The sequence below is a fragment of the Gordonia alkaliphila genome (genome assembly GCF_039542465.1).
Lineage (GTDB): Bacteria > Actinomycetota > Actinomycetes > Mycobacteriales > Mycobacteriaceae > Gordonia > Gordonia alkaliphila.
The window spans coordinates 119,250-133,086 of the sequence record NZ_BAABIE010000012.1 but is presented as its reverse complement, the minus strand read 5'-3'; the positions used below and the strand labels follow the sequence as shown (position 1 = coordinate 133,086).

Genomic DNA, 13,837 nt, shown 5'->3' with positions numbered 1-13,837 from the left:
CAACCGGCTCAAGCAGTGGCGTGGCATCGCGATGCGCTCAGACAAGCTCGCCCGCAACTACCGCGCCGGCATCTGCCTCGCCGCCACACTGATCTGGATCAAGACCGACTTGATCAACACGGCCTAGATGTCGTCGTCGCCGACGGGGCCGCCCTCGCCTTCCCAGGTCTCGATGCGCTGCACGCTGGTGCGGGTGAACTTGCGGCGCACACCGACCCCGCCCACTTCGTCCTCGGCGACGAAGAGGACGCCGTAGTGCACGAGGGCTTCGGCGACCGCCTGGATCTGGGCCTCGGTCAGGGTGTCACCGCCCTTCTCGTAGCCGCGCAGCGCGTCGGCGTCGATCCCCGCGCGGCGGGCGATGGTCCGGGCCGACACCTTGGTGAGGTGGCGTGCTGCTCGGGCCAGAGAACCATCCATCTGAAAATCGATATTGGGCATAGTTCCCAGTCTCTCACTTCGGGGAGCGGAGTGCCCGGTAGCCCGCGCGCTGCTCAGCGGGGAGGTGTTCGACGGCGTAGCTCAGCGCGGTGCGGCCCATCGCGTGGGCGTGCGCATCGAGGTAGTCGAGCAACAGTCGGCGGTCAACGCGTTTGCCGAGTTCGCGCAGCATCCAGCCGAAGGCCTTCTGGATCAGGTCGCGGCGGTCGTCGATCACCAGCGGCGCCACGTCCAGAAGTGCTTGCGGCTGTTGGGCTTTGAGGAAGGCGAAGGTGCCCAGGAGGCCGACCCGACGTTCCCACAGGTTCTCCGAGCGGGCCCACATCAGCAGCTCTCGGTGGTCGCCTTGCTCTACCAGCCAGGTGCCGAGGATGGGGTCGGCGGAGAGGTCGACGAGGTCCCAGTTGTTCACGCGTCCGGCCCGCACCGCGTCCCGGTACAGCTGCACCCAAGCGGCGCGCCCGGCCGGATCGGCCGCGCCGAAGTTCGCGGTCGCGGTGAACAGCGCGACCTGTCGCACCTCGTGCACCGGATCCTCGAGCAGGGTGCGCACCACGTCGGAGGGCAGCCCGCGCAGCGATTTCGTCAGCGCGCGGAGCTGCGGCACCCGGACGCCGACGAACACGTCGCCCGCGCCGTACTGGCCGGGGCCGGTCTTGAAGAACCGGCTGGTGCCGACGGCCCGCTCCGGGTCACCGAGGGCATGGATCGCTGCGACGATCTCGGCGGCGGTGGCCGTCGAAGTCAGGTGCGGGCCAACGCCGTTCACCCCAGCAGGTCGGCGATCGGCGTCTCGGTGAGCAGGTGCGGTCGCGTCTTCATCAGCTTCCCGACGCGTCCGGCGCCGACGACGCCGGTGAGGATGCCGTCGCGGCTGTAGTAGGCCAGGAACTTGCGGCCGTCGTCGTCGACCACGTGCACCTCGTCGTCCGGCCGCGGGGAGCCGAGCAACTGGACCTTGAGGTCGTACTGGTCGCTCCAGAAGTACGGCACGGTCGGCGCAGGCAGCGCGTGCTCTTCGATCTCGGCGGCGACGGTGACGGCCTGCTCCACGGTGTGGTTCCAGTGCTCCACGCGATGTCGATCGCCGTGCGCGTCAGCCCAATTCGCGGCGTCGCCGATCGCGAAGACGTTCGGTGCGCTGGTGTGGCCGAGGTGGTCGCACGCGATACCGCCGCCGGTGGCGCGGTCGGCGAGTTCGATGTCCGAACCGTCCAGGTAGGTCAGGTCGGGGTAGCCGCCGATGCCCACCACCACGAGATCGGTCTCGAGCACGGTGCCGTCGTCGAGTTCGGCCGCGGACACCCGGCCGTCGGTGCCGAGCAGGCGCGTCACGCCGACCCCGGTGGTCATCTTCACGCCGGCCTCGGTGTGCAGGCGTGCCACGAACTGTCCGATCACCGGGCCGAGGGCGGCGGCCAGCGGGGTGGGCGCCGGTTCGACCACGCTCACGTCGAGGCCGCGCTTGATCAGGCTGGCAGCGGCCTCGCAGCCGATGAAGCCGGCGCCGATCACCACGGCGGTGCGGGCACCGCCGATCTCTTCGCGGAGGGCGACGGCGTCGTCGAAGGTGCGGATCACGTGCACGCCGGCCAGGTCGCCGCCCTCACCGGGGAACGTGCGCGGGCGCAGGCCGGTGGCGAGCACCAGGGTGCCGTAGGGGACCGGGGAACGCTCGCCGTCGAGCGTTTCGACGACGACGTGCCGGTCCGCGGTGTCCACCGACACCACGCGGGCACCGAGGCGGACGTCGATGTCGGCGTCGATGTAGAACTCGGCCGGCTTGAGGTCGACGCGCGCGGCGTCGTCGGTCAGCGTGACCTTGGACAGCGGCGGGCGGTCGTACGGCAGGTACTCCTCGGCCGACAGGATGGTGATGGGCGCGGCGAACTGGTTCCCGCGCAGGTTCTCGGCGAGGCGGGAGGCTCCCAGGCCACCGCCGACGATGACGACGGAATCGCTCATCAGATCAGAACTCCACGGAGAGGTTGTCGCTGGTGGGTCGGGCCTGGCAGCCGAGGATGTAGCCGTCGGCGATGTCGTCGGGATCCAGGGCGCCGGAGTTCTCCATCTCGACCGTGCCCTCGACGAGGGTGCACGCGCACGATCCGCATTCGCCTTCCTGGCAGGAGTACGGCGCGTCGAGACCGGCGGCCAGCATCACGTCGACCAGGGTGCGCGAGCGCGGCCACTTCAAGGTGTGCGTCTCGCCGTCCAACTCCACCTCGACCTCGGCGGCGGCCGCGGCCTCCTCGTCGCTGACCTCGTCGAGTTCGATGTCGACGAACGGGTCGCCGGAGAGCGAGTTGTAGACCTCGGTGTGCACGTTGTGGTGGTCGAATTTGGCCTTCGCCAGTCCGGCGTGCACGGCGTCCATGAACGGGCCGGGGCCGCAGATGTAGGCGCTGTGCGTGGCGGCCATCGGCGCGAAGCTGGTGGCCAGCGCCTTGGCGGTGGGGCGGCCCTGCAGCGACTCGAGCCAGTGGATCACGGTGAGGCGGCCGGTGTGCTTGGCGGCCAGGTCGCGGAGTTCGGCCGCGAAGATCACGTCATTCTCTCCGCGGTTGGCGTAGAAGAAGGTGATCGGACCGGTGCCCTTGGTCAGGGCGGTCTTCAGGATCGACATCACCGGGGTCACGCCGGATCCGGCCGCGATCAGCAGCAGCGGGGTGTGGATGTTGGCCGGGACGAAGACGCCCGACGGCGGCAGCGATTCGATCTGGACACCGGCGGCGAGGTTGTCGCAGATCCAGTTGGAGCCGTAGCCGTCGGCGGTGCGCTTGACGGTGACCTTGGGCAGCTCGTCGGCGCCCGGCGCCGACGACAGCGAGTAGCAGCGCGCCACCGAGCCGGTCTCGTCGCTCGGAATGCGCAGCGTGAGGAACTGTCCCGATTCGTAGTCGGTGAACTTGTCCGCGTGCACGTCCGGCACCTGGAAGACGATGCTGCGTGCATCGGGCGTCTCGTCGATCACCTCGGCGACCGTGAGGATCGCACTGCGTGCGGAGTGCGGCGTCAGATCCGTCATGTGGACTCTCTGTGGAATGGGCCCGGCGTCGCCGCCGGGAAACTAGAACAGGTTCTAATACAGAATATCAGGACTCGAGCGCGAGTCTAGTTGTGCCCGGTGTGCACTCCGGCGGCCTCCGGTGGGAGGCCGTGGGTCACCACGGTGCAGCCCTCGTCGAGCAGTTCGAGGAGGTCGGTGGACGGGTCGGCCAGCCACTGCTCGTAGGCGGCGAGCGAGGCGCCGAGCAGTTGCCACGCGATGGTCTGCGGCAGATGTGCGGTCACCGGAAGGCTGAGGCGTTCGGCGACGTGCTCGGCCACGATCTGCCGCCATTCGCCGTACATCAGCATCGAATGCGCCTGCAGCGCAGGAACTTCCAGAAGTAGTTGCATGCGACGTCGGTGGTGTTCGTGCTCCACCTCGGGGACCTCGTTGAAGGCGATCAGGGCCAGGCGCAGGCTTTCGCCGAGTGGCTGATCCGGGTGGGCGCGCAGTTGTCGGCGCATCTTGGCCAGGTGGCCGTCGAAGTCGCCCCACGGGATGGAGTTCTTGGAAGGGAAGTAGCGGAACAAGGTGCGGCGCGCGATGCCGGCGGCGGCGGCGATGTCGTCGACGTTGGTCTGGTCGAAACCGTTCTCGGTGAACAGGTCGATCGCGAGGGTGCTCAGCTCGGCACGCGTGGTCGATTGCGGTCGCCCGGCACGCGTCATCCTGCTCATCTCCTGCGGTGATCGGGCCGTGCTCGACGGTGTCGCCGGACCCCTTGATTTTGCACCTGGTGCCATTATAGTGTGGCGTGAACCACAAACAAACTCGAAGGAGGTTGGTTCACATGGCAGAGGACACTCAGGAACTCGTCACGGAATCGCTGGTGGAGGAAGTCTCCATCGACGGGATGTGCGGCGTCTACTGATGACCACCGCGTCGACAAGTGCTTCCGGTGACCTCGCGGTCACCGGAAGCACGTCCTTTTCTCTCACGCTGCCCTGGCGGCTCAATCCGTCGGTGGCCCTGCGGCCGGAACCGTTCGGTGCGCTGCTCTATCACTTCGGGACACGCAAGCTGTCCTTCCTCAAGAACCTCGTCGTCGTCGACCTGGTGCAGTCGCTGGCCGATCAGCCCAGCGCGGAGGCGGCCCTGATCGCCGCCGGCATCGCCGACGCCGACCGTCCGATGTACGTCCAGGCGCTGACTGCGCTGGCCGACTCCGGGATGATCACCGCCCGCGACCAGGAGTGAACTCATGACCACCCTTGAACCCCGGATCGACGACCTGCCGTCGACCACCCCCCGCCTCGACCTCCCGACCGTCCCCGCGGTGCCCCCGAAGGTGGGCCGGCTGGTGGACCAGTTCGAGCGTGGTCTGGACGCGCCGATCTGCCTCACCTGGGAGCTGACCTACGCCTGCAACCTCGCCTGCGTGCACTGCCTGTCGAGTTCGGGCAAGCGGGACCCGCGCGAGCTGAGCACCGAGCAGTGCAAGGCGATCATCGACGAACTGCAGCGCATGCAGGTCTTCTACGTGAACATCGGCGGCGGCGAGCCGACCGTGCGCCCGGACTTCTGGGAGCTCGTCGACTACGCCGTGGACCACCAGGTGGGCGTCAAGTTCTCCACCAACGGCCTGCGCATCAACCCCGAGGTGGCGCAGCGGCTGGCCGCCACCGACTACGTGGACGTGCAGATCTCGCTCGACGGCGCGACCGCCGAGGTCAACGATGCCGTGCGCGGACCCGGTTCGTTCGACATGGCAGTGCGCGCCCTGCGGAACCTGTCCGACGCCGGCTTCGCCGACGCCAAGATCAGCGTGGTGGTGACCCGCCAGAACGTGACCCAGCTGGACGAATTCAAGGCGCTGGCCGATCGCTTCGGCGCGACGCTGCGCATCACCCGGCTCCGTCCGTCCGGCCGCGGCGCCGACGTCTGGGACGATCTGCACCCGCTGCCGGAGCAGCAGCGCGACCTGTATGAGTGGCTCGTCGCGCACGGCGATCGCGTGCTCACCGGCGACTCCTTCTTCCACCTGTCGGCTTTCAGCAGCGGCGGCGGCAGCGGTCTGCCCGGTCTCAACCTGTGCGGCGCCGGGCGCGTGGTCTGCCTCATCGACCCGGTCGGCGACGTCTACGCCTGCCCGTTCGCGATTCACGAGAACTTCCTGGCCGGGAACATCACCGAGACTGAGGGCGGCTTCCAGGAGATCTGGCAGCGCAGCGACCTGTTCACCGAACTGCGCGAGCCGCAGAGCGCCGGCGCGTGCAACTCGTGCGCGCACTACGACGCCTGCCGCGGCGGCTGCATGGCGGCCAAGTTCTTCACCGGACTGCCGCTCGACGGCCCCGACCCCGAGTGCGTGCAGGGCTACGGCGAGCAACTGCTGGCCGGCGAGCGCAGCAAGCCCACCGCCAACAAGGACCACTCGCGCGGCACTCCGCTGACGCTGATGACCCGCCCGCCCTCGCGTGACTGCGACGAGAACCCGCTGGCCGGCTTCATGCCGACGACGGCCACCGGCTGCTCGTCGTCGAACTGCTGTTCCTGACATCCGCCGGTCGGGCCCGTCGTCGACGATGGGCCCGACCGGCGAGTTTTCACCACCCCTATTGATCGAGAGTTAGAAACATGTCCAAATTCTCTGAGCTCGCGGAAAAGAATCCGTGGCGCCGCAACCCGTGGTTCGAGACCGTGGGCGAGGCTCAGCGTCGCGCCAAGAAGCGCCTGCCGAAGACCATCTACTCGTCGCTGGTGGCCGGCACCCAGGCCGGTATCACGGTCAACGACAACGTCGACGCCTTCGGTGAGCTCGGCTTCGCGCCGCACGTCATCGGCACCACCCCCGAGCGCAATCTGGGCACCACCGTGATGGGACAGCACCTGCCGTTCCCGGTGATGATCAGCCCGACCGGCGTGCAGGCCGTGAACCCGGACGGCGAGGTGGCCGTGGCCCGCGCCGCCGCCGCCCGCGGCACTGCGATGGGTCTGTCGAGCTTCGCGTCCAAGCCGGTCGAAGAGGTCACCGCCGTCAACGACAAGGTGTTCTTCCAGATCTACTGGCTGGGCAGCCGCGAAGACATCCTGGCGCGCGCGAACCGCGCCAAGGAGGCCGGCTGCAAGGGGCTCATCGTCACCACCGACTGGGTGTTCAACGTCGGCCGCGACTGGGGCAGCCCGGAGATCCCGGAGAAGGTCGACTTCAACGCGGTCGCCAAGCTGGCTCCGGAGATGATCACCAAGCCGCGTTTCGCGATGAGCTGGTTCCGCGACGGCAAGCTGCTGATCCCGGACCTGAGCGCTCCGAACATCGCTCACAAGGGCGAGCCCGGGCCCACCTTCTTCAACGTGTACGGCCAGTGGATGAACACCCCGCCGCCCACCTGGGAAGACCTGCAGTGGCTGCGTGAGCACTGGGACGGCGAGTTCATGGTCAAGGGCATCACCCGGCTCGACGATGCCAAGCGCGCCGTCGACATCGGCGCCACCGCCATCTCGGTCTCCAACCACGGCGGCAACAACCTCGATGGCACCCCGGCCACCATTCGCGTGCTCGGCCCGATCGCCGACGCCGTGGGCAAGGACCTCGACGTGCTGCTCGACGGTGGCATCCGCCGCGGCAGCGACGTGACCAAGGCCCTAGCGCTCGGCGCCAAGGCCGTGATGATCGGCCGCGCGTACCTGTGGGGCCTCGCCGCCAACGGGCAGGCCGGTGTGGAGAACGTCCTCGACCTGCTGCAGATGGGCCTGGACTCCTCGCTCATGGGCCTCGGCAAGTCCGACATCGCCGACCTGAGCCGCGACGATCTGATCATCCCCGAGGGTTTCGAGCAGTCCTTCGGCGGCTGATCGTCACCACCCGAACACGGTTCCCCGACCGGGGTCGGCCGCGCTGTCACCAGCCTGCCGACACCGGGTGGGGAACCGTTTCGCTTCCCTGACCGCGGGGGACGGGGCGAGGCGTCGGGCGCGACCGTCGCCCAGACTAGAACGTGTTACAGTTCGGCGACTACGTGTGCTCTAGAAAGGCGTTTCGGTAATGGGACAGTTCGACGGTCAGGTCGTGTACATCACGGGTATCGCCCGTGGTCAGGGGCGTAACCACGCCATTCGTTTCGCGCGCGAGGGCGCGTCGATCATCGGCATGGACATCGCCGACCGCGTCGCCGACCACACGACCTATCCGCCCGCGAGCTCGGACGATCTCGCCGAGACCGTCCGCCTCGTGGAAGAGGTCGGCGGCACGATCCTCGCTCGCCAGGGCGACACGCGCGACCTGGAGTTCCAGCGGCAGCTGCTCGCCGACGGTGTCGAGCAGTTCGGCCGCCTCGACCACGTCATCGCGAACGCCGGCATCCTCACCTGGGGCCTCACCTGGGAGATGACCGAGGAACAGTTCACCGATGTGATCGACGTGAACCTGGTCGGCACCTGGAAGACGCTCAAGGCCGCGATTCCGGTGATGCTCGCGGCCGGCAACGGCGGCAGCATCGTGATCGTATCCTCGTGCGCGGGCATCAAGGCGATGCCGGTGCAGGCGTCGTACTCGGCGTCGAAGTTTGGTCTGCGCGGCCTGGCGCAGACCGCGGCCAAGGAGCTCGGCCCGGAGAAGATCCGCGTCAACACCGTGCATCCCTACGCCGTGCACACCGCGATGGGGCTCGAGGACACCGAGGCGATCAAGGCCTTCCAGAACTGGGGTCGCCACTTCCCGTCGATGATGGACCACTACCCGGTCGCCAGCGTCGACGACCTCACCGACGCCGTCTTCTATTTGTCGACCGCAGCCGCCATCACCGGTTCGGAACTCGAGATCGACATGGGTGCGACCAAGGTCTGATGCCGATCTGGTTGACAAAGGGGGCCCGGACCGAAGTGTGCGATCCGGGCCCCTTTCTCGGTGATCAGCCCTCGCGGATGATCATTGCGGCGAACTTGTCGCCTGCCGGCCGGAAGGTGAAGCGACTCAGGCCGTTGGCCCAGCTGCTGCGCCAGTCGGCGATCACGACGATGTCGTCGCCGTCGGTGTCGACCTGGGTCACGGTCATCGTGCCCTTGGCGCCGATGAATTCCTTGTCGCTCCAGTCCTGGATTGCGTCTCGCCCGGTGAAGATGCGTCCCCAGTCGTCGACGAAGCCGTCATCGGTGAAGAAGTCGAGGAACGCGTCGTCGTGCTTGTTCACGGTCTCGACGAAGGCGGCCACGGGGCCGGTGAGTTCGGTAGACATGAAGATCCTTTCGATCAGCGGGTGGTGTAGCCGCCGTTGGCGAAGATGGTCTGGCCGGTGATCCACGCGCCCTCGGTCGCCAGGAACGTGACGATCGGTGCGATGTCCTCGATGTTGGTCAGGCGGTTGCCCATGCCCTGGGACTTGTGGAACTCAACGCGCTCAGGCGTCTCCTGGCCGTAGAAGAACGGGGTATCCATCGGGCCGGGCGCAATGGCGGTGACCGAGATTCCGCGCGGGCCGAACTCCTTCGCGGCAGCGCGGGTGAAGTGCTCGACCGGGCTCTTGCCGCCCGCGTAGGTCGAGTAGCCGTCGGTGAACGCTGCGAGGAGTGCTGTCACGATGGTGATGATCTTGCCGTTGTCGTTCAGGTTGCGGCCCGCCTCCTTGATGAAGAAGTAGGCCGCCTTGCTGTTGATGTCGAACATCGAGTCGTACTCGGCCTCGGTGGTCTCGACGATCGGCTTCCTCAACACCTTGCCCACGGTGTTCACTGCTACATCGATCCCCCCGAGTGCCGCGCTCGCGTCGGAGAACAGCTGTGCGACGGCGTCGGGGTTGGTCAGATCGTCGCTGAGTAGCACTGCATTGCGTCCCCGTTCCCGGACCGCGGCGACGGTCGCCTCTGCCTCGGCGCGGCTCGAATCGGAGTTGTAGTGCACTGCGACATTGGCGCCCGCATCCGCGGCGAGTCGGCTGATGAGCCCCCCGAGGTTCTTTCCGCCGCCTGCGACGAGGACGTTCTTGCCGGTCAGGTTGTACGTCATGTGGGTTCCCCTGTGTGTTGTTGAGTTGGTGGTATATCGATGATACGTGATCGTATACCGGCGATATGCGGCTAATGTATCAGGGTGATAGAAGATGTGCGAGGTGGTACACGCGAGAGGCTGCTGGAGGCTGCGGTCGAGCTGACCGCAGAGTTGCCTGGCTCAGAGATCTCCCTGCGTGCAGTGTGTGATCGCGTCGGCGTGCGGATGCCAACGCTGTACCACTACTTCGGCAATAAGGATGGGCTGCTCGACGCTGTTGCGGAGTACGGCTTCAACCTGTATCTCTCGGCCAAGGCGAACCGGGAGTCCAGCGGCGATCCGATTCAGGATCTCCGTGACGGCTGGGATGCGCACGTCGCCTTCGGCCTGGCGAATCCAGGTCTGTACACCTTGATGTACGGCCAGGTGCGGCCGGGTGACGCACGTCCTGCGACATCGCGTCCCACGCAGATGCTGCGTGCGCTGACCGGTGTCGCAGAGGAGCAGGGGCGTCTCACCGTCTCCGCAGACCAGGCGGCAGCGCACATCCTGGCGACCAACGTCGGGGTTACGCTTCGACAGATCCTTCTCGCCGCGCCGGATCCAGCTCTCACCGCGGCTGTGCGAGACGCGGTCATCGCGGGGATCACCGGTATCGGTAACGACGAATCGTCGAGACGATCCGCGCTGTTCGCCGCGCTCGATTTTGCGGTGGCGCGGCCGGATCTGTTGGGGGAAAAGGAGACTGCGCTGTTGGCTTCGTGGTTGCAGCGTCTGGCGGAGGCGGCCGACTGAACGCTGCGTCAGTGAACGCAGAGTCGGTGAATGGTGCGCGTGATGGGGCGTGGCTCAGTGTCGACGTGCGGAGGTTCGCGGCGGTCAGATCAGCTTTGTGTAGCGCGGCGCCGCGCAGGCGGAAGCGGTCACCGAGCCGCGGACGCCGACCAGGTCGGCGTCCGCGGTGCTCAATCGTTCGGCCCCGTTGGTTCGGGCTTCAGTCGTTCCAGACGGTGGCCGGGTCGGTCGCGGTGCGCGCCGGGGCCTCGGGGGTCTCGGTGGCCGAGCGGCCGAAGCGGGGTGCCACCTGGGCCTGCATCACGCCGTCGATCTCCACCAGCGAGCCGCGAGCGGCCAGGTGCGGATCGTTCGGGGCCTCGGTGAAATCGAGGATGGCCGAGACGCAGGCATCGGTGCCGTCGAAGATCGCCGCCCACTCCTCGCGGGTCTTGGTGGCGAAGACCTCGATGAACTTCTCCTTGAGCTCCGGCCAGCGCGACATGTCGAGCTGGTTCGGCAGCGACTCCGGATCCAGTTCCAGCCCGGCCAGCAGCTGCGCGTAGAACTGCGGCTCGATCGCGCCGACCGCCATCCACTTGCCGTCCGAGGTCTCGTACACCTCGTAGAACGGTGCGCCGGTGTCGAGCAGGTTCACGCCGCGCCGATCCTGCCAGAGGCCGGTGCCGCGGAAGGCCCACATCATCTGGCCGAGCACCGAGGCGCCGTCGACCATCGCGGCGTCGATCACCTCGCCCTTGCCGGAGATGCTGCGCTCGACGAGGGCGGCCAGGACGCCGACCACGAGGAACATCGAGCCGCCGCCGAAGTCGCCGACGAAATTCAGTGGGGGAGTGGGCTTCTCGTCCGCGCGGCCGATCGCGTGCAGCATGCCGGTGAGCGAGATGTAGTTCATGTCGTGGCCGGCGAGCTCGGCGCGCGGGCCGTCCTGGCCCCAGCCGGTCATGCGGCCGTAGATGAGGCCCGGGTTCACCGCGGCGAGGTCGTCGGGCCCGAAGCCGAGACGCTCCATCACGCCGGGGCGGAAGCCCTCGATCACCACGTCGGCCTTGGCCACGAGGTTCAGGATGGTCTCGCGGTCGGCCGGGTTCTTCAGGTTGGCCTCCACCACGCGGCGACCGCGCAGCAGGGCGTCGGCCTTGCGGCCCTCCTTGGGGAGTTCGCCGGGACGCTGGACGCGGATCACGTCGGCGCCGAGGTCGGCCAGCAGCATGGCCGCGTGCGGGCCCGGGCCGATGCCGGCGAACTCGATGACGCGAATGGCGGCGAGGGGGCCGGAACGACCCGAGGAAGGACGGCTGGGTGTAGTCACTGCGAAGTACCTCCGAATTGTCACGAGCGATTTCTCACGAGCGGTGCGGGTCGGCTGACCGTTGACTTCAGCATTACACAGCTGTGAGGCAGGCAACTCCTGTGGTCGCTGGTTCTGGCGGTACGCGCAGTGGGCGAACATTGCCCGGTGGGGTTCACCGGGCGCGCGCGCGTCGGTAGAGTCGGCGCAATGAACGCCGTCCCGCGACTCGCCTCGACGGTGTGGCCCGACCTCGCCGGTGCCGCGGTGACGCTCGTGGTTCCCGTCGGCTCGCTCGAACAGCACGGGCCGCACCTGCCGTTGGACACCGATTCCCGCATCGGCGAGGCGGTGGCCACCCGCGCGGTGGCGGCACTCGGCACGGCTGCCTCCGCGGCGCCGCGGGTCCTGCTGGCGCCGACCGTGGAGTACGGGGCCTCGGGCGAACACGAGGGCTTCCCCGGCACCATCTCGATCGGCACCGAGGCGCTGACCCTGCTGCTGCTGGAGTTCGGACGCAGCGCGTGCCGGTGGGCGCAGCGCCTCGTCTTCGTCAACGCGCACGGCGGCAACGGCGCCGCGGTGATGGCGGCGGTGGCGCAGCTGCGCGCCGAGAGTCGGGACGCGGCCTGGTTCCCGTGCGCCTTCCCGGGCGCCGATGCGCATGCCGGACGCACGGAAACCGCTGTGCTGCTGGACATCTCGCCGGACCGCGTGCGGATGGATCGGGCCGAAGCGGGGAACACCGCGCCCATCGTCGACCTGCTCGACGACTTGCGTGCCGTCGGCACGGCAGGGGTCAGTCCGAACGGGGTGCTCGGTGATCCGATCGGCGCCGATCCGGCGCACGGCGCGCGGGATCTCGAGGAGGTCGCCGCGACGTTGGCTCGCGCGCTGACCGAGTGGACCGTCGACGACGCGGGGCGGTTGCGGTGACCGGGCCCGCCGAGACGGCGCTGCCGGACGGCTTCGAGGTGCAGATCGACCGGCGGTGCGTGCGCAACGGCGACCTGCGCTACCTGGTCGGGGGATCGCCCACCCGCGTCCTCAAGCTCTCCGATGCGGCGCTGGGCATGACCTCGGCGGACGGTCGGATCTCCGTGCACGACGCCGCCACCCGCGGTCTCGCACGCACCCTGCTGGACTCCGGTATCGGCCTGCCGCGCCCGATGAACGGACCGAACACCGATGCGGTGACCGTGGTGATTCCGGTGCGCGACAACCAATCCGGCGTCGACACCATGCTGGCCGCCCTCGGCGGCCGGCGGGTGATCGTGGTCGACGACGGTTCCGCGGTGCCGTTGCGGGTGCCCGACGGCGTGACGCTGATCCGCTTCGACGTCAACCGCGGCCCGGCCGCCGCGCGCAACGCCGGACTGGCCGCCGCGCAGACCGAGTTCGTCGCCTTCCTCGACTCGGACACCGTGCCCACGCGGGACTGGCTGATCATCCTGCTCGGGCACTTCTCCGATCCGAAGGTCGCCATCGTGGCTCCCCGCGTGGTGGGCCGACGCCTGCCGTCGGGCGGTTCGGTGGTGGCTCGCTACGCCAACGCGCACTCCTCCCTGGACATGGGACCGACCGAGGCGCCGGTCGCCCCCGGCACCGCGCTCGCCTACGTCCCCAGCGCGGCGATGGTGGTCCGTCGGTCCGCGTTCCTCGGCTTCGACGAGTCGTTGCGGGTGGCCGAGGACGTGGACCTCTGCTGGCGCACCCACGCCGCCGGGTGGCGCGTGTACTACGACCCGATCGCGCACGTCCGCCACGATCATCGCGAGTCGCTGCGCGAGCTGCTGAACCGTCGGCGCTACTACGGGACCGGTGCCGCGCAGCTGGCCGGTCGGCACGGCACCACGGCGGCACCGGTGATGGCGACGGCGGCGATGGCGCTCGCCGTGGTCGGCCTGATGACTCGCACGCGGATCGGCCTGCTGCTCGCGTCGGTGGTGTCGCTGTACTCCATGTACCGCACCCGGCAGCTGCTCGCCGGGATCCCGGGGCGCGACGTGATCGCGGCGTCGGCGACCGGCCGCGGCATCGGGTGGGGTCTGCTGCAGGCCAGCCAGGCCCTGTTGCGGCACTACTGGCCGCTGACTCTGCTTGCGGCGCTGGTGATGCCACGCTTCCGTCGGGTGGTGCTGCAGCTGGCGGTGGCCGAGGGCGCCGTCTGGTGGCTGCGCGATCAAGTGCTGCAGTCGAGGTCCCCGGCCGTGGGGCCGCTCGGCTTCGTCCTCATGCGCAGGCTCGACGACCTGGCCTACGGTGCGGGCCTGTGGCAGGGCGTGCTGGCCGCAGCGAGTCCGGCGGCCCTGGTTCCGGTCCTGAGGCTCTGACC

Annotated in this window: 16 protein-coding genes; 8 read left to right on the top strand and 8 right to left on the bottom strand. The window is 68.5% G+C overall.

What is annotated here, in order from left to right:
* Nucleotides 1–123: 123 nt before the first annotated feature.
* The 5 genes from ABD989_RS13590 to mftR all read right to left on the bottom strand — a co-directional run bounded on the left by ABD989_RS13590 (nt 124) and on the right by mftR (nt 4,161).
* Nucleotides 124–441: a helix-turn-helix transcriptional regulator gene (locus ABD989_RS13590; RefSeq protein WP_345313889.1), complete on the bottom strand. Its 318-nt coding sequence runs from the start codon at nt 439–441 to the stop codon at nt 124–126.
* Nucleotides 442–454: 13 nt separating this feature from the next.
* Entirely contained in the window at nt 455–1,210 is a 756-nt protein-coding gene (locus ABD989_RS13585) for a DNA alkylation repair protein (RefSeq protein WP_345313888.1), read from the bottom strand.
* A complete protein-coding gene (locus ABD989_RS13580; RefSeq protein ID WP_345313887.1) occupies nt 1,207–2,406 on the bottom strand; it encodes an NAD(P)/FAD-dependent oxidoreductase in 1,200 nt (399 codons plus the stop codon). Before ABD989_RS13580 ends, ABD989_RS13585 begins: the two co-directional genes overlap by 4 nt.
* A gap of 4 nt (nt 2,407–2,410) precedes the next feature.
* Nucleotides 2,411–3,469, bottom strand: a complete 1,059-nt coding sequence (locus ABD989_RS13575; RefSeq protein ID WP_345313886.1) for a 2Fe-2S iron-sulfur cluster-binding protein — start codon at nt 3,467–3,469, stop codon at nt 2,411–2,413.
* Nucleotides 3,470–3,555: 86 nt separating this feature from the next.
* On the bottom strand, nt 3,556–4,161 hold the full coding sequence (gene mftR, locus ABD989_RS13570) for a mycofactocin system transcriptional regulator (RefSeq protein ID WP_345313885.1): 606 nt from the start codon (nt 4,159–4,161) through the stop codon (nt 3,556–3,558).
* A gap of 122 nt (nt 4,162–4,283) precedes the next feature.
* Between mftR and mftA the strand changes: the two genes are divergently transcribed.
* The 5 genes from mftA (at nt 4,284) to ABD989_RS13545 (ending at nt 8,279) form a co-directional block, all read left to right on the top strand.
* On the top strand, nt 4,284–4,364 hold the full coding sequence (gene mftA / locus ABD989_RS13565; RefSeq protein ID WP_246996771.1) for a mycofactocin precursor MftA: 81 nt from the start codon (nt 4,284–4,286) through the stop codon (nt 4,362–4,364).
* Nucleotides 4,364–4,690, top strand: a complete 327-nt coding sequence (gene mftB / locus ABD989_RS13560) for a mycofactocin biosynthesis chaperone MftB (RefSeq protein ID WP_246992018.1) — start codon at nt 4,364–4,366, stop codon at nt 4,688–4,690. Before mftA ends, mftB begins: the two co-directional genes overlap by 1 nt.
* A 4-nt stretch (nt 4,691–4,694) precedes the next feature.
* Nucleotides 4,695–5,990, top strand: a complete 1,296-nt coding sequence (gene mftC, locus ABD989_RS13555) for a mycofactocin radical SAM maturase (protein WP_345313884.1) — start codon at nt 4,695–4,697, stop codon at nt 5,988–5,990.
* An 80-nt stretch (nt 5,991–6,070) separates the two neighbouring features.
* On the top strand, nt 6,071–7,288 hold the full coding sequence (gene mftD, locus ABD989_RS13550; protein ID WP_345313883.1) for a pre-mycofactocin synthase MftD: 1,218 nt from the start codon (nt 6,071–6,073) through the stop codon (nt 7,286–7,288).
* A gap of 190 nt (nt 7,289–7,478) precedes the next feature.
* A complete protein-coding gene (locus ABD989_RS13545) occupies nt 7,479–8,279 on the top strand; it encodes a mycofactocin-coupled SDR family oxidoreductase (protein WP_345313882.1) in 801 nt (266 codons plus the stop codon).
* A 64-nt stretch (nt 8,280–8,343) separates the two neighbouring features.
* Here ABD989_RS13545 and ABD989_RS13540 read toward each other — a convergent pair whose 3' ends face one another.
* Both ABD989_RS13540 and ABD989_RS13535 read right to left on the bottom strand, forming a co-directional pair.
* Nucleotides 8,344–8,667, bottom strand: a complete 324-nt coding sequence (locus tag ABD989_RS13540) for a nuclear transport factor 2 family protein (RefSeq protein WP_345313881.1) — start codon at nt 8,665–8,667, stop codon at nt 8,344–8,346.
* Between the two features lie 14 nt (nt 8,668–8,681).
* Nucleotides 8,682–9,434, bottom strand: a complete 753-nt coding sequence (locus tag ABD989_RS13535; RefSeq protein WP_345313880.1) for an SDR family oxidoreductase — start codon at nt 9,432–9,434, stop codon at nt 8,682–8,684.
* Nucleotides 9,435–9,518: 84 nt separating this feature from the next.
* Between ABD989_RS13535 and ABD989_RS13530 the strand changes: the two genes are divergently transcribed.
* The gene (locus ABD989_RS13530) at nt 9,519–10,211 is read left to right on the top strand and encodes a TetR/AcrR family transcriptional regulator (protein ID WP_345313879.1); all 693 of its coding nucleotides are present in this window, start codon (nt 9,519–9,521) and stop codon (nt 10,209–10,211) included.
* Nucleotides 10,212–10,410: 199 nt separating this feature from the next.
* On the opposite strand, the gene ABD989_RS13525 is transcribed toward ABD989_RS13530, so the two are convergent.
* Nucleotides 10,411–11,523 (bottom strand): CaiB/BaiF CoA transferase family protein, encoded by a 1,113-nt coding sequence (locus tag ABD989_RS13525; protein ID WP_345313878.1) that lies wholly within the window; start codon nt 11,521–11,523, stop codon nt 10,411–10,413.
* 189 nt (nt 11,524–11,712) lie between these two features.
* Here ABD989_RS13525 and mftE point away from each other — a divergent pair, with 189 nt between their 5' ends.
* A complete protein-coding gene (gene mftE / locus ABD989_RS13520; RefSeq protein WP_345313877.1) occupies nt 11,713–12,438 on the top strand; it encodes a mycofactocin biosynthesis peptidyl-dipeptidase MftE in 726 nt (241 codons plus the stop codon).
* The gene (mftF, locus tag ABD989_RS13515; protein ID WP_345313876.1) at nt 12,435–13,835 is read left to right on the top strand and encodes a mycofactocin biosynthesis glycosyltransferase MftF; all 1,401 of its coding nucleotides are present in this window, start codon (nt 12,435–12,437) and stop codon (nt 13,833–13,835) included. The genes mftE and mftF overlap by 4 nt, the downstream gene beginning before the upstream one ends.
* Nucleotides 13,836–13,837: the final 2 nt, after the last annotated feature.

What these genes read in the sequence shown, in the direction of transcription:
- mftR (WP_345313885.1), bottom strand. Translation starts at nt 4,161, where the DNA reads ATGACGCGTGCCGGGCGACCGCAATCGACCACGCGTGCCGAGCTGAGC.
- mftC (WP_345313884.1), top strand. Translation starts at nt 4,695, where the DNA reads ATGACCACCCTTGAACCCCGGATCGACGACCTGCCGTCGACCACCCCC.
- mftE (WP_345313877.1), top strand. Translation starts at nt 11,713, where the DNA reads ATGAACGCCGTCCCGCGACTCGCCTCGACGGTGTGGCCCGACCTCGCC.
- mftB (WP_246992018.1), top strand. Translation starts at nt 4,364, where the DNA reads ATGACCACCGCGTCGACAAGTGCTTCCGGTGACCTCGCGGTCACCGGA.
- ABD989_RS13545 (WP_345313882.1), top strand. Translation starts at nt 7,479, where the DNA reads ATGGGACAGTTCGACGGTCAGGTCGTGTACATCACGGGTATCGCCCGT.
- ABD989_RS13535 (WP_345313880.1), bottom strand. Translation starts at nt 9,434, where the DNA reads ATGACGTACAACCTGACCGGCAAGAACGTCCTCGTCGCAGGCGGCGGA.
- ABD989_RS13540 (WP_345313881.1), bottom strand. Translation starts at nt 8,667, where the DNA reads ATGTCTACCGAACTCACCGGCCCCGTGGCCGCCTTCGTCGAGACCGTG.
- ABD989_RS13580 (WP_345313887.1), bottom strand. Translation starts at nt 2,406, where the DNA reads ATGAGCGATTCCGTCGTCATCGTCGGCGGTGGCCTGGGAGCCTCCCGC.
- mftD (WP_345313883.1), top strand. Translation starts at nt 6,071, where the DNA reads ATGTCCAAATTCTCTGAGCTCGCGGAAAAGAATCCGTGGCGCCGCAAC.
- ABD989_RS13575 (WP_345313886.1), bottom strand. Translation starts at nt 3,469, where the DNA reads ATGACGGATCTGACGCCGCACTCCGCACGCAGTGCGATCCTCACGGTC.
- ABD989_RS13590 (WP_345313889.1), bottom strand. Translation starts at nt 441, where the DNA reads ATGCCCAATATCGATTTTCAGATGGATGGTTCTCTGGCCCGAGCAGCA.
- mftA (WP_246996771.1), top strand. Translation starts at nt 4,284, where the DNA reads ATGGCAGAGGACACTCAGGAACTCGTCACGGAATCGCTGGTGGAGGAA.